This window comes from Mycobacterium sp. TH-M103 (assembly GCF_057473785.1).
On record NZ_JBYCLG010000119.1, the window covers coordinates 1 to 12,318 of the forward strand.

Annotated in this window: 13 protein-coding genes, 1 tRNA gene and 3 pseudogenes; 9 read left to right on the forward strand and 8 right to left on the reverse strand. The window is 71.4% G+C overall.

Annotated elements, in window-relative coordinates; genetic code table 11:
• From AC2VOR_RS06715 to AC2VOR_RS06735, 5 genes are all read right to left on the reverse strand, one after another.
• A partial coding sequence (locus AC2VOR_RS06715; RefSeq protein ID WP_486963441.1) for an NADPH:quinone oxidoreductase family protein occupies window positions 1–880 on the reverse strand: 880 nt, incomplete at its 3' end.
• The gene (locus AC2VOR_RS06720) at window positions 880–1,536 is read right to left on the reverse strand and encodes a TetR/AcrR family transcriptional regulator (protein WP_486963442.1); all 657 of its coding nucleotides are present in this window, start codon (window positions 1,534–1,536) and stop codon (window positions 880–882) included. The genes AC2VOR_RS06715 and AC2VOR_RS06720, both read right to left, overlap by 1 nt.
• Complete coding sequence (locus tag AC2VOR_RS06725; protein WP_369736460.1) at window positions 1,484–2,767, reverse strand: acyl-CoA dehydrogenase family protein; 1,284 nt, start codon at window positions 2,765–2,767, stop codon at window positions 1,484–1,486. Before AC2VOR_RS06725 ends, AC2VOR_RS06720 begins: the two co-directional genes overlap by 53 nt.
• A gap of 16 nt (window positions 2,768–2,783) precedes the next feature.
• Window positions 2,784–3,542: an SDR family NAD(P)-dependent oxidoreductase gene (locus AC2VOR_RS06730; RefSeq protein WP_486963443.1), complete on the reverse strand. Its 759-nt coding sequence runs from the start codon at window positions 3,540–3,542 to the stop codon at window positions 2,784–2,786.
• 1 nt (window position 3,543) lies between these two features.
• Window positions 3,544–4,584: a phosphotransferase family protein gene (locus tag AC2VOR_RS06735; RefSeq protein WP_407686164.1), complete on the reverse strand. Its 1,041-nt coding sequence runs from the start codon at window positions 4,582–4,584 to the stop codon at window positions 3,544–3,546.
• Window positions 4,585–4,666: 82 nt separating this feature from the next.
• Here AC2VOR_RS06735 and AC2VOR_RS06740 point away from each other — a divergent pair, with 82 nt between their 5' ends.
• Together AC2VOR_RS06740 and AC2VOR_RS06745 are read left to right on the forward strand one after the other, a co-directional pair.
• The gene (locus AC2VOR_RS06740; protein WP_407686165.1) at window positions 4,667–5,302 is read left to right on the forward strand and encodes a histidine phosphatase family protein; all 636 of its coding nucleotides are present in this window, start codon (window positions 4,667–4,669) and stop codon (window positions 5,300–5,302) included.
• Complete coding sequence (locus AC2VOR_RS06745) at window positions 5,299–6,345, forward strand: phosphotransferase family protein (protein WP_407686166.1); 1,047 nt, start codon at window positions 5,299–5,301, stop codon at window positions 6,343–6,345. The genes AC2VOR_RS06740 and AC2VOR_RS06745 overlap by 4 nt, the downstream gene beginning before the upstream one ends.
• Here AC2VOR_RS06745 and AC2VOR_RS06750 read toward each other — a convergent pair.
• The gene (locus AC2VOR_RS06750; protein WP_407686167.1) at window positions 6,342–6,704 is read right to left on the reverse strand and encodes a LapA family protein; all 363 of its coding nucleotides are present in this window, start codon (window positions 6,702–6,704) and stop codon (window positions 6,342–6,344) included. The two genes, AC2VOR_RS06745 and AC2VOR_RS06750, sit on opposite strands and share 4 nt — an antisense overlap.
• Between AC2VOR_RS06750 and AC2VOR_RS06755 the strand changes: the two are divergent.
• The 4 genes and pseudogenes from AC2VOR_RS06755 to AC2VOR_RS06770 all read left to right on the forward strand — a co-directional run.
• Window positions 6,703–7,612: pseudogene (locus AC2VOR_RS06755) on the forward strand (ABC transporter substrate-binding protein); the annotation flags it as partial. The gene AC2VOR_RS06750 and the pseudogene AC2VOR_RS06755 sit on opposite strands and share 2 nt — an antisense overlap.
• A gap of 15 nt (window positions 7,613–7,627) precedes the next feature.
• Window positions 7,628–8,305 (forward strand): annotated as a pseudogene (locus AC2VOR_RS06760) (ABC transporter permease).
• Window positions 8,302–9,006 (forward strand): annotated as a pseudogene (locus tag AC2VOR_RS06765) (ABC transporter permease). Before AC2VOR_RS06760 ends, AC2VOR_RS06765 begins: the two co-directional pseudogenes overlap by 4 nt.
• Window positions 9,007–9,055: 49 nt before the next feature.
• Window positions 9,056–9,610 carry a putative glycolipid-binding domain-containing protein gene (locus AC2VOR_RS06770; RefSeq protein WP_407686179.1) on the forward strand — a complete coding sequence of 185 codons (555 nt, stop codon included), beginning with the start codon at window positions 9,056–9,058 and terminating at the stop codon, window positions 9,608–9,610.
• Here AC2VOR_RS06770 and AC2VOR_RS06775 read toward each other — a convergent pair.
• The gene (locus AC2VOR_RS06775) at window positions 9,573–10,517 is read right to left on the reverse strand and encodes a prephenate dehydrogenase (protein WP_407686180.1); all 945 of its coding nucleotides are present in this window, start codon (window positions 10,515–10,517) and stop codon (window positions 9,573–9,575) included. The genes AC2VOR_RS06770 and AC2VOR_RS06775 overlap by 38 nt on opposite strands.
• A 119-nt stretch (window positions 10,518–10,636) precedes the next feature.
• Here AC2VOR_RS06775 and AC2VOR_RS06780 point away from each other — a divergent pair, with 119 nt between their 5' ends.
• The 3 genes from AC2VOR_RS06780 (at window position 10,637) to AC2VOR_RS06790 (ending at window position 11,810) form a co-directional block, all read left to right on the forward strand.
• On the forward strand, window positions 10,637–11,158 hold the full coding sequence (locus tag AC2VOR_RS06780; protein WP_407686168.1) for a tRNA adenosine deaminase-associated protein: 522 nt from the start codon (window positions 10,637–10,639) through the stop codon (window positions 11,156–11,158).
• Between the two features lie 53 nt (window positions 11,159–11,211).
• Window positions 11,212–11,691: a nucleoside deaminase gene (locus AC2VOR_RS06785; protein WP_407686169.1), complete on the forward strand. Its 480-nt coding sequence runs from the start codon at window positions 11,212–11,214 to the stop codon at window positions 11,689–11,691.
• 29 nt (window positions 11,692–11,720) lie between these two features.
• A tRNA-Ser gene (locus tag AC2VOR_RS06790) sits at window positions 11,721–11,810 on the forward strand.
• A gap of 18 nt (window positions 11,811–11,828) precedes the next feature.
• Here AC2VOR_RS06790 and AC2VOR_RS06795 read toward each other — a convergent pair.
• The gene (locus AC2VOR_RS06795) at window positions 11,829–12,188 is read right to left on the reverse strand and encodes a hypothetical protein (protein WP_486963444.1); all 360 of its coding nucleotides are present in this window, start codon (window positions 12,186–12,188) and stop codon (window positions 11,829–11,831) included.
• Window positions 12,189–12,318: the final 130 nt, after the last annotated feature.

Consider the following 12,318-nt stretch of genomic DNA (forward strand, 5'->3'; position numbering starts at 1 on the left):
CGATGTAGGGCCGGACCGTGCCGGCGGCGAACAGCTGCGCCAGCTCAGCCATGTCACGTGCGGCGTCGTCGGGCCGGTCGGCCATGAAGGTGCGGATCTCCATGCCCCGCACCGTGATGCCTTTGAGCAGAACGAGATTCAAGGGGATCGACGGTATGGTCCCCGCGGCGTAGCCGAGGGTGACGAACGTCCCGCCGCGGGCCAGGGCGCGCAGCGCCGGCTCCGCGTACGGTCCGCCCACGGGATCGAGGACCACCCGGGCGCCGTCGCCGGTCAGCTCGCGGATGCGCGACTTCAGGTCCTCGGTGGCGTAGTCGACGACCGCCGCGGCGCCCCGCTGCAGGCACAGCGCGAGCTTGTCCGGGCTGGACGCCGCCGCGAGCACCCGGGCGCCCATGGCCACGGCCAGGTCGACGGCGGCCAGCCCTACGCCGCCGGCGGCGCCCAACACGACCACCCAGTCTCCTTGGCGCGCTTCGGCGATCGAGCGCAGGGCGTGGTAGGCGGTGCGGTAGGTGACGCCGAACGCGGCCGCCGAGGCGTAGTCGGCGCCGTCGGGGATGGGCGTCACCGACGGCGCGTCGAGCAGGGCCTGCTCGGCGAAAGCCCCGGTGGGCGTGGTGGCGGAGACCCGCTGGCCCGGCCGGAACGGCGCGCCCGCGCCGACCGCCACGACCTCGCCGGCCAGCTCGCTGCCCGGGACGAAGGGCACCGGGATCTTGACCTGATACCTGCCCGCGATCAGCAGCACGTCGGGGAAGTTGACCGCGGCGGCGTGGACCCGCACCACGACCTGGCCGGGGCCCGGGGCCGGGTCGGCCAGCTCGTCGACGACCAGGTCCTCCGGTGCGCCGTAGGAACGACAGACGACCGCGCGCATCAACCGACCCCCAACCCGTGCAGGCAGAACCGCACCACGTGCGCGATGTCGTCGGGGCCGGGCCGGTCGGCCGACCCGACGTAGCGGCGCATGGTGGCGGCCGTGCAGTCGAACACGGCGTCGACGTCGCGGTCCACGTCGGTGCTGCCCAGCGCGGCAACGGGTGTCAGGAGCAGGTCCCGCAACGGGCGCATCATCTCCTGGTCGGCCGCCCGCCAGTTCGTGGCCGCCGACAGCTGCCCGGCTGCCGCGCGGCTCATGCTGATCAGGTGCGGATCGGCGACCTGCGCCAGCGTGCCCTCGATCCAGCGGGCGACCTGGTCGGCCGGTCGCGACTCCTTGGCCATCTGGTGCTCGAGATAGGAGACCACGATCGCCACGCCCCGTTCCATGACGGCCAGGATGAGGTCGTCCTTGCCGGCGAAATACCGGTAGAACGCCTTGTTCGACGAGCCGGCCTCGGTGACGATGTCGCTGACGCGCGGCGGCTCGGGCGCGACGCGTTCCATCACCCGCACCGCGGCGGCCAGGATGCGTTCGACCTCCTCGGTGGCCTCCCGCTGCCGCTCGTCGAGCGCCCGCTCGACGGCCGCGGTGACCCGGTCACCGGTCAACGAGGTCCCCGTATTTGGCGCGGGCGGCCTCGCGGCGGACATCCAGCATCTCGCTGGGCCACTCGGCGTCTTCGGCCTCGTACCCCTTGAGCAGCATCTTGGCCAGGTTGACCTTGTGGGCCTCGGTGGGGCCGTCCGCCAGCCCGAGCACCACGCCGCCGAGCAGGACGTTGACCAGCGGCAGCTGGTCGGTGGTGCCCAGCGCGCCGTGCACCTGGATCGCGCGCATGCCGATCGATTTCAGCACCTGCGACGCCAGGATCTTGCAGGCGGCGATCTCCTGGCGGGCCGCGTGCTCGCCGGCGGTGTCGATGAGCCAGGCGGCGTGCAGCACGGCCAGCCGGAAGGGCATCAGCTCGGTGTAGGAGTCGGCGACGAACGCCTGCACCAGCTGCTTGTCGGCCAGCGAACTACCTTGGGTGAAACGGCTTTTCGCGCGCCGCGACATCATCTCGACGGCTCGCTGGGCCACGCCGATCGAGCGCATCGCGTGGTGCAGCCGCCCACCGGCCAGCCGCGCCTGCAGGATCATGAAGCCCTGACCGGGCTCCCCGAGCAACGCGTCGGCGGGCACCCGCACCCCGTCGTAGTGCACCAGGGAATGCCCGGCCTCGTGGGGCAGCGCACCGACGAGGTGGTGGGTGGCCTCGACCTTCAGCCCCTCGGTGCCGGCCGGGATCAGGAACGTCGAGGCCCCGCGGTGGACCGGGACGTCGGGGTCGGTGATCGCGACGACGATGAAGAACGAGGCGACAGATGCGTTGGAGGAGAAGTACTTCCGCCCGGTGATCACCCAGCCGTCCCCGTCGGGCACGGCGCGGGTGGTGAACACGCGGGGGTCGGAGCCGCCCTGCGGTTCGGTCATCGAGAAGCACGAGAAGATCTCGCCGGAGAGTAGCCCGGACAGGTATCGGTCCTTCTGCTCCCGGGTGCCGAAGCGGGCGATGATCTCGGCGTTGCCGGTGTCGGGCGCCTGCGTGCCGAACACGATCGGCGCCCACGGGCTGCGGCCCAGGATCTCGTTGATCAGCGTGAGCTTGACCGCCCCGAATCCCTGCCCGCCCAGTTCGGGGCCCAGATGCGGTGCCCACAAACCGTTGTCGCGGACCTGCTGCTTGAGCGGGTCGACGATCCGGCGGCGTTCGTCGTTCAGTGGCAGGAACTCGCAACCGGGGAACACCACCTCGAGGGGTTCGACCTCCTCGCGCACGAACTCGCGGATCCAGTCGAGTTTCTTCTCGAACTCCGGCTCGGTGGAGAAGTCCCAAGGCATCGAAGGCTCCTATCGGTTAGGGGATTCCGCCGTCGGCCCGCACGATGGAGCCGGTGGTGAAGCTGGATGCGTCGGAGGCCAGGAACAGCGCGGCGCCGACGATCTCGGGTGGGTCGCCGGCCCGTTTGAGTGCGAGGTGGCCGAAGTTGTTGTCGCCGGACAGATCCCACGCCTTGCTGACGTCGGTGAGAAACGGGCCGGCCATCAGGGTGTTCACGCGGACGGTCGGCCCGAACGCCTGCGCCAGGCCTTCGGTCATCGCGTTGAGGCCGGCCTTGGCGGCGGCATAGGGGATGATGCCGCCGTTGGGGCGCAGCGAGCCGGTGGAGCTGACGTTGATGACCGAGCCACGCCCGGCCGCCACCATGCGCTCGCCGACCAGCGCCGACAACCGGAACGGCCCCTTGAGGTTGAGGTTGACCACCGCGTCGAACAGCTTCTCGGTGACGTCGGTCAGCTTGTCGTACAGCGGCGACATGCCGGCGTTGTTGATCAGGGTGTCGACCTTGCCGAACCGTTCGTAGGCCGTCTCGACCAGCCCGTCGAGCTGGTCCCAGCGCCCGACGTGCACCTGATACGGCATGGCGGAGCGGCCGGTTTCGGATTCGATCTCCGCTGCGGTCGCGACGCAGTTGTCCATGTTGCGGCTGGCGATCACCACGTCGGCGCCGCAGCGGGCCGCGGCGAACGCCATCTCCCGGCCCAGGCCCCGGCTGCCGCCGGTGATCAGCACCACCCGATCGGTGAGGTCGAAAAGCTTTTCGGCATAACCCATCTCAGCGTCCCTTGCTCGTGCGGGCCAGTTCGGCGGCGGTGGCGATCAGCTTGGGGATCATCGCCCCGAAGGCGTCCTGCACCTTGGGATCCACCTTGCCGGTGCGCACCCCGGCGGCGTACGTCTTCTCCAGCACGATGCCGAGCTTCCAGTTGGCCAGCACCAGGTAGTAGTCGATGTTCTCGGTGGAGCGCCCGCTGAGCTTCTCGTAGTGGTCGAGCAGCTCGCTGCGGGTCGGCATCCCCGTCATGTCCAGATAAAACCCGTCGCCGCCGGGGTTTTCGCCGTCGTAGCCCAGCAGCGCCCACGCCAGGTCGAGCAGTGGGTCACCGACCGTGGTCATCTCCCAGTCCACGATCGCGGCCAGCCGGGCCGGCGCCCCGTGCGCGAACATCACGTTGGCGAACTGGTAGTCGCCGTGCATGATGCCCGCCTCATACGACGCCGGGCGGTTGCGGCGCAGCCAGTCGGCGGCCACGTCCAGGCCGGGAAGATCGCGCACCCGGTAGGCGTCGAGGAAGGCCAGCCAGCGGTCGACCTGCCGCTCGTGGAACCCGTCGGGGCGGCCGAAGCCCTCGAGGCCCTGGGCGCGCCAGTCCACCCGGCCCAGCTTGGCGGCACCCTCGACCAACTCGAACGCCAACCCGCGGCGGGCGGCCAGGTCGACGTCGAACGGCGCCTGCCAGCCGCCGTCCATCGGGCTCCACCCGTCGATCGCGCGCATCACGTAGAAGGGCATGCCCAGGACGGTTCCGGTGTCGTCGGCGGCGATCAGGGCCGCATGCGGGACGTCGGTGCCCGACAGCGCCCGCACCAGGCGGATCTCCCGCAGCAGGCCGTCGATGCGGGCGGCGTCGGCGCGGGCGCCGGGCATCCGCAGCACCATGCGCTCCCCGCCGCGGTCGATCAGGTACAGGGTGTTCTGCGAACCGCCCTTGAGCCGCTCCAGCGCTGGCCGCTCCCCGCCGCCCGGGGCGCCGTGGTCGTCGAGCCACCGGCCCAGCACGCCCGCGTCCGGTCCGGTCTCGCCGCCGACACCCATGCACACCTCACTCTCCTGTCGGAGAATAGCATTCTCCACGCGCCGGGCAAGGTTGCCGGCGCCGCATGCGAGGCTTGATGGCATGCAAGTGCTTCTGGTCCGGCATGCCCTTCCGCTGCGCAGCGAACCCGGTGAGGGCTCCGACCCCGAGCTGTCGGAGGAAGGGCTGGCGCAGGTCGGGCGCCTACCCACCGCACTGGCCAGGTTCGGCGTCGGCCGCGTGGTGAGCAGCCCCCAGCGCCGCGCCGTCCAGACCGCCGAACCGGTCGCGGCGGCCCGCGAACTGCCGATCGAGATCGACGACCGGTTCGCCGAATACGACCGCGACCTGCCCCTCTACATCCCCGTCGAACAGATCCGCGCGGAGCGGCCCGAGGAGTGGGCGCGCATGGCCTCCGGGCACCTGCCCAGCGCGGTCGACGAGGAGGCGTTTTGCGCGCGGGTACGCGCCGGGCTCGACGACGTCGTCGCGGCGGCCGACCACGAGGACACGGTGGCGGTGTTCAGCCACGGCGGGGTGATCAACGTGCTGCTGCACGAGATCCTGGGTACGGCGCGGCTGCTGTCCTTTCCCATCGACTACGCCTCGGTCACCCGCCTGTTGTTCTCGCGGTCCGGCCAGGTGACGGTCGCCACGGTCAACGCCACCGACCACGTCTGGGACCTGCTGCCCCGAAATCAACGGCGGGTGACCGGCGGTGGTAAACAATTCCGGTGACTTCAGCTGACCAACCCGAGGGCCTCGACCTGGCCGGGCTGGACCGGTATCTGCGTTCGCTCGGCATCGAACGCGACGGCGAGTTGCGGGCGGAGTTCATCTCCGGCGGCCGTTCCAACCTGACGTTCCGGGTCTACGACGACAAGGCCGACTGGCTGGTGCGGCGCCCGCCGCTGCACGGGCTCACCCCGTCGGCGCACGACATGGCCCGCGAGTACCGGGTGGTCGCCGCCCTGCGGGACACGCCCGTGCCGGTGGCGCGCGCGATCGCGCTATGCGAGGACGAGTCGGTGCTGGGCGCTCCGTTCCAGGTCGTGGAGTTCGTCGCCGGCCAGGTGGTGCGCCGGCGCGCCCAACTCGAGTCCCTCAGTCACACCGTGATCGACGGTTGCGTGGACTCGTTGATCCGGGTGCTGGTCGACCTGCACCGCGTCGACCCCGACGCCGTCGGTCTGGGCGACTTCGGCAAGCCCAGCGGATACCTGGAGCGCCAGGTGCGCCGCTGGGGAGCGCAGTGGGAGCTGGTGCGCCTGCCCGACGACCACCGCGACGCCGACGTGCAGCGGCTGCACGCCGGCTTGCGCGACTGGATCCCGGACCAGAGCCGGACCTCGATCGTGCACGGCGACTACCGCATCGACAACACGATCCTGGATGCCGAGGACCCGACCCGGGTGCTGGCCGTCGTGGACTGGGAGCTCTCGACGCTGGGGGACCCGCTGTCCGACGCGGCGCTGATGTGCGTGTACCGCGACCCCGCACTGGACCTGATCGTCAACGCGCAGGCCGCCTGGACCTCACCGCTGCTGCCGACAGCCGACGAGCTGGCCGACCGGTACTCGCTGGCTTCCGGGTGGCCGCTGGCGCATTGGGAGTTCTACATGGCGCTGGCCTACTTCAAGCTGGCCATCATCGCCGCCGGCATCGACTTCCGCAGGCGGTTATCCGACCAGGCCCACGGGAAGGCTTCCGAGCACGTGCCCGAGGTGGTGGCGCCGCTCATCTCGCGCGGGCTGGCCGAGCTCGCCAAGCTGCCCGGTTAGCGTCCCTGGCGGGCGATCGTCGCGTGCTGTTTCTTCGCCGTGCGGCGCAACTGCAGGATCCGGGCGGTGCCGACGGCGACGGTGATCAGCCCGCCGACGACCGCCGCCAGCAGGATGGCCACCCCCAGCGGCAGGTGCCAGTGCCAGCCCAAAAACGTGAACGCCGTCGATTCCGTGTTCTGGGTGATGAAGACCAGCAACAGGATCAGGATCAGGAAACCGGCGATCAGCGACGACCACAACGCGCCGGCGCGGGTGAACGCGATGGCCGGCTCCTCGCGTTTGGCGCCGGGCTTGGGTGGCGGGGCGGGCTTCTTGGCGGGCGGCTGGTCGGGGGAGGCAGGGGTGTTGCTGCTCATGGTGACATCTTTGTCCCATCCGGCACGGAATGAAACCGAACACCGGAAGCCGGGCACGCTAGGGTCGCGGCCGCATCGCGCGACCGTGTGCGCCGCGGTGTGGTTGGCGACGGCATGGGTGGCCACGTCGTGCAGCAACGCCGACCCGCTGGGCGCGCAGACGCGCAGCCCCAACTCCATCGTGGTGGGATCGGCCGACTTCCCGGAATCGGAGATCGCCGCCGAGATCGACGCGCAGGCGTTGCAGGCCAACCATTTCGACGTGGGGCGGCGGATGGGGATCGGCAGCCGCGAGACCTACATCCCCGCGCTCAAGGATCATTCCATCGACCTGGTGCCCGAGTACATCGGCAACCTCTTGCTGTACTACGCGCCGCAGTCGGCGGCGACCGCGCTCGACGCCGTCGAGCTGGAGCTGCACCGGCGGCTGCCCGGCGACCTGTCGATCCTGACGCCGTCGCCGGCATCCGACACCGACACGGTGACCGTCACCGGGGGTACCGCCGCCGCCGGGGTACCGCCGCCGCGTGGCAGCTCAAGACGATCGCCGGCCTCGCGGCGCACTCGGCACAGGTGCGCTTCGGGGCGCCCTCGGTGTCCCAGGCGCGGCCGTCGGGGCTGCCCGGCCTCAAGCAGAGATACGGACTCGACATCGGCACGGGAAACTTCGTGCGCATCAACGACGGCGGTCCGGTGACCGTGCGCGCGCTGGCGGACGACCAGGTGGACACCGCCGACATCTTCAGCACGTCACCGGGCATCCCGCGGCATCACCTGGTGGTGCTGGAGGACCCCGAGCACAATTTCCTGGCCGGTAACATTTCCTGGCCGGTAACATTGCGCCGCTGGTGAATTCGCAGAAGAAGTCCGACCGCCTCAAGGACGTGCTGGCCGCGGTGGCGGCCCGGCGGCGGGGCTGAGACGTGCACTATTTGCTGACCCACCTCGGCATGGCCTGGGCGCTGACCGTGGTCCATCTGCGGCTGTCGTTGCTGCCGGTGCTGCTCGGCTCGGCGGTCGCGGTGCCGCTGGGCGCGCTCGTGCGCCGTGCGCCCGTCGCCCGGCGGCCGACGACGGCGGCGGCCGTCGTCGTGTTCACCATCGCGTCGCCGGCGCTTCGTGGCGCTGCCGATGGTCATCGGCGCCCGGATCCTCGACGAGGCCAACGTGGTCGTCGCGCTGACGGCCTACACGGCCGCGCTGCTGGCGCGCGCGGTGCTCGAGGCGCTGGTCGCGGTGCCCGCCGCGGTGCGCGACGCCGCCACCGCCGTCGGCTACCCGGGGCTGCGGCGGATGCTCGCGGTGGAGCTGCCGCTGTCACTGCCGGTGCTGGTCGCCGGGGTGCGCGTGGTGGTGGCCACCAACATCGCCATGGTCGCCGTGGGTGCGGTGATCGGTTTGGGGGCCTGGGCGCCTGGTTCACCCAGGGCTATCAGACAGACAAGAGCGCTCAGATCGTGGCCGGCATCGTCGCGCTCCTGGCGTTGGCGCTCGTCGTCGACGCGCTGATCGTGGTGGCCGGCCGGCTGGCCACGCCCTGGGAGCGCCCCGGGCGCCGCCGGTCTCCGGCGCTGTCCCCGGCGGTGGGCGGCGCGCGGTGAACTTCGCGCGGCAGGCGATCTGCTACCTGCTGACCGCGGACAACTGGACAGGCCCGGCCGGCCTGGGGCGCGGACGCTCGAGCATCTGGAGTACACCGTCGTGGCGGTGGGCGCCTCGGCGCTGATCGCCGTCCCGCTCGGGCTGGTCATCGGGCACACCGGCCGCGGCACGGTGCTGGTGGTCGGCGCGGTCAACGGGCTGCGCTCGCTGCCGACGCTGGGTGTGTTGCTGCTCGGGGTGTTGCTGTGCGGGCTGGGCCTGGGGCCGCCGCTGTTCGCCCTGATCCTGCTGCGCGTACCCGCGCTGCCGGCCGGCACCTACGCCGGCGTCGCGGGCGTCGATCCGGCGGTGGTGGACGCCGCCCGCGCGATGGGCATCACCGAGTCCCAGGTGCTGCAGCGCGTCGAGGTGCCCGACGCGCTGCCGCTGATCCTGGGCGGTGCGCGCAACGCGACCCTGCAGGTGGTCGCGACCGCGACGGTGGCCGCCTACGCCAGCCTCGGCGGGCTGGGCCGGCACCTGATCGACGGGATCAAGGAGCGTGAGTTTCATCTCGCCCTGGTGGGTGCGCTGCTGGTGGCGGCGTTGGCGCTGCTGCTCGACGGCCTGGTGGCGGCGGCGGTGTGGGCGTCGGCGCCGGGCACCGGCGCACGCAGTTACCGACTCTCGCGCCGCGGACGGCGACCAGGATTTACGGTAGACGGGTGAACGCAGACGCCCCAGATTCGACCCGGCGCGTGTGGCAGGCGATGCTGACCTGGCGCGCGCAGGATGTTTCCCGCATGGAATCGGTACGAATCCAGGTGTCCGGCAAGCGGATCCGGGCCAACGGGCGCATCGTGGCCGCGGCCACCGACACCAACCCGGCCTTCGGCGCCTACTACGACGTGCAGACCGACGAGACCGGCGCCACCAGGCGCCTCGGCATGACGGTCACGCTGGCGGAGCGGGAACGCGTGCTCGCCATCGCCCGCGACGAGGAGAACATGTGGTTGGTCACCGACCACCAGGGTGACCGGCGCGCGGCCTACGACGGCGCCCTCGACGTCGACGTGGTGTTCAGCCCGTTCTTCAACGCGCTGCCGATCCGGCGGCTCGGCCTGCACGAACGCGCGGAGTCGGCCACGTTGCCGGTGGTGTACGTCAACGTCCCGGACATGTCCGTCACCGCGACCAGCGTCAGCTACATCAGCACGGGGAGGCTGGACGGCATCAAGTTGCGTTCCCCGGTCGCCGACACCATCGTGAGCGCAGACGACGAGGGTTTCATCGTGGATTATCCCGGGTTGGCAGAGCGGATCTGATCACCCCGCCCGCCCGGCCGGCGGCGGCCAGCTCCTCGCGCCAGTTCTCGGCGCCGACGACGACCGCGACGATGTCGTGGCGCGGGAAGCTCTCGTAGCGCGTGCGCGCCGCGTGGCCGGCCTCGACGAGCTCGGCCACCGAGCCGTGGCCCGCCAGCGACTCGCGCGCGCGGCCGAGCAGCTCGATGGTGTGGTCGAGGGCGGGCAGCAACCGGCCTGCGTTGCCCTCGCACATGGCCCGCACCAGGTCCGGGGCGGTGCCCGCGACCCGGGTGCCGTCCCGGAAGGAACCGGCGGCCAGGGCGAAGGCCAGCGGAACCTCTCCCGCGGTGACGGCGAGCGCCTCGGCGAGCAGGTGCGGCAGGTGCGAGATGGCGGCCGCGGCGGCGTCGTGCTCGTCGGACCGGGCCGGCACCACCAGGGCGCCGCAGTCCAGCGCCAGGGCCATGACCGTCGACCACACCCCGGGGTCGACGTGGTCGTCGACGCTGACCACCCACGGCGCCCTGGTGAACAACCCGGCGTAGCCGGCGGCCCACCCCGATTCCGCGGTGCCCGTCATCGGGTGGCCGCCGACGAAGCGCCGCAGTAGCCCGGCGGCGGCGACCTCGTCGAGCACCGCGCATTTGGCGCTGGTCACGTCGGTCAGCGGGCAGTCCGGCGCGAATTCGCCGACGCGGGCCAGCATCGCGGCCAGCGCCGGCATCGGAACGGCCAGCACGATCAACGCGCCGGTGTCCGCCGCGCGCGTCAGCGTTTCGGCGAGGTCGGTGCTGGCGGCGAAGCCGTCGGCGACGGCCGCGTGCGCACCTTCCACCGACCGGTTGTAGCCGAACACTTCGCGGCCGGCCGCCGCGGCCGCCCGCATGATCGAGCCGCCGATCAGCCCCAGGCCGAGCACGCACACCGGTGTTTTCAAAACAGGGCTCGCCACAGTCCAAGGTTGACACAGACCAGGGCGGCGGTGCCGTGGGCGGCCGGGTTCGTCTGGTCAAGAGGCCAGGTCAACGACTAGCGTAGGCGCCCATGGAAGCACAACGGGCCTCGGCCCAGGGCCCGTCCGCGGACACACCGGACGGGTTCGGGGTCGCCGTCGTGCGCGAAGAGGGCCAGTGGCGGTGTTACTCCATGTCGGCCACGGCGCTGACGAGCCTGAAGGCCGCGGAGACCGAGCTGCGCGAACTGCGCAGCGCGGGAGCGGTGTTCGGGCTCCTCGACGTCGACGACGAATTCTTCGTCATCCTCCGGCCGGGCCCGTCGGGGACCCGGCTGCTGCTGTCGGACGCCACGGCCGCGCTGGACTACGACATCGCCGCGGAGGTCCTGGATAAGCTGGACGCCGACCTGGATCCCGACGACCTCGAGGACGCCGAGCCCTTCGAGGAGGGCGACCTGGCGTTGCTGGCCGACATCGGGCTGCCCGAGGCCGTGCTGGGCGTCATCCTCGACGAGTCCGACCTGTACGCCGACGAGCAACTGGGCCGCATCGCCCGGGAGATGGGCTTCGCCGACCAGCTGTCGTCGGTGATCGACCGCCTCGGTCGGTGACCGCAAGCGCGGCGGAGTCGGGCGCAGCGGGTCGCCGCCATGAGCCTCGGTCGGTGACCGCAAGCGCGGCGGAGCCGGGCTGCGACGAGGACCTGATCCGCGCCGCGCTGGCGGCCGCCGCGACCGCCGGTCCCCGCGACGTGCCCATCGGCGCGGTGGTGGTGAGCGCCGACGGCACCGAGCTCGCCCGCGCGGTGAACGCGCGTGAGGCCCTCGGCGATCCGACCGCCCACGCGGAGATCCTGGCGCTGCGGGCGGCGGCCGGCGTGCTCGGCGACGGCTGGCGCCTGGAGGGCACCACCCTGGCGGTCACCGTGGAGCCGTGCACGATGTGCGCGGGCGCGCTGGTGCTGGCCCGCGTCGCGCGACTGGTGTTCGGCGCCTGGGAACCCAAGACGGGGGCGGTCGGGTCGCTGTGGGACGTCGTGCGCGACCGCCGGCTCAACCATCGCCCGGAAGTGCGCGGCGGTGTGCTCGCCGACGAGTGCGCGGCGCCGCTGGAGGAGTTCTTCGCCCGGCAGCGATTGGGGTGAGGCGGCACCGGTTCGGTAAGCTGCTCGACGGTGGCGTGTCCGAGCGGCCTAAGGAGCACGCCTCGAAAGCGTGTGACGGCTAACACCGTCCGAGGGTTCAAATCCCTCCGCCACCGCCAAGCACCGCCGGCCGGCCGTCAGTGGCAGGGCCGGTACATCTGCACGCAGGTGACGGCCGGAGCCCCGCAGTCGTAGGTGCCGTAGAGCCAGTCGACCACCCGCCCGCCGCAGCGCAGGCCGTACAGGTTGTAGTCGAAGGCCTTCTGGTCGGAGGAGACCATCGGTCGCGTCTGCGCGACCAGGTTGTCGCAGGACTGCCAGACACCGTCGTGACAGGCCTGGGCCAAGCCGTCCCATTGCGGATTGGTGCCGTTCGGTGGCGGGCTGGGGTCGTCGGCGCCGGCGACGGGCGCGCTGGCCAGCGCGGCGACGGCCAGCGCGCATGCGGCGGCCGCGGCGTGCAATCGCGAACGTTGCAGAATCGGAATCGCGACCATCTTCCTGGCCTTTCTCGAAACCTCTACGCAGAAAGCTAGGCCCATTCGGCCGCCGCGGCTACAGACAAATGCTGAAAGAATGATCGGAATAACCTGGGCCGCCACTGTGGAGCCCGCAAACGACGCCCCT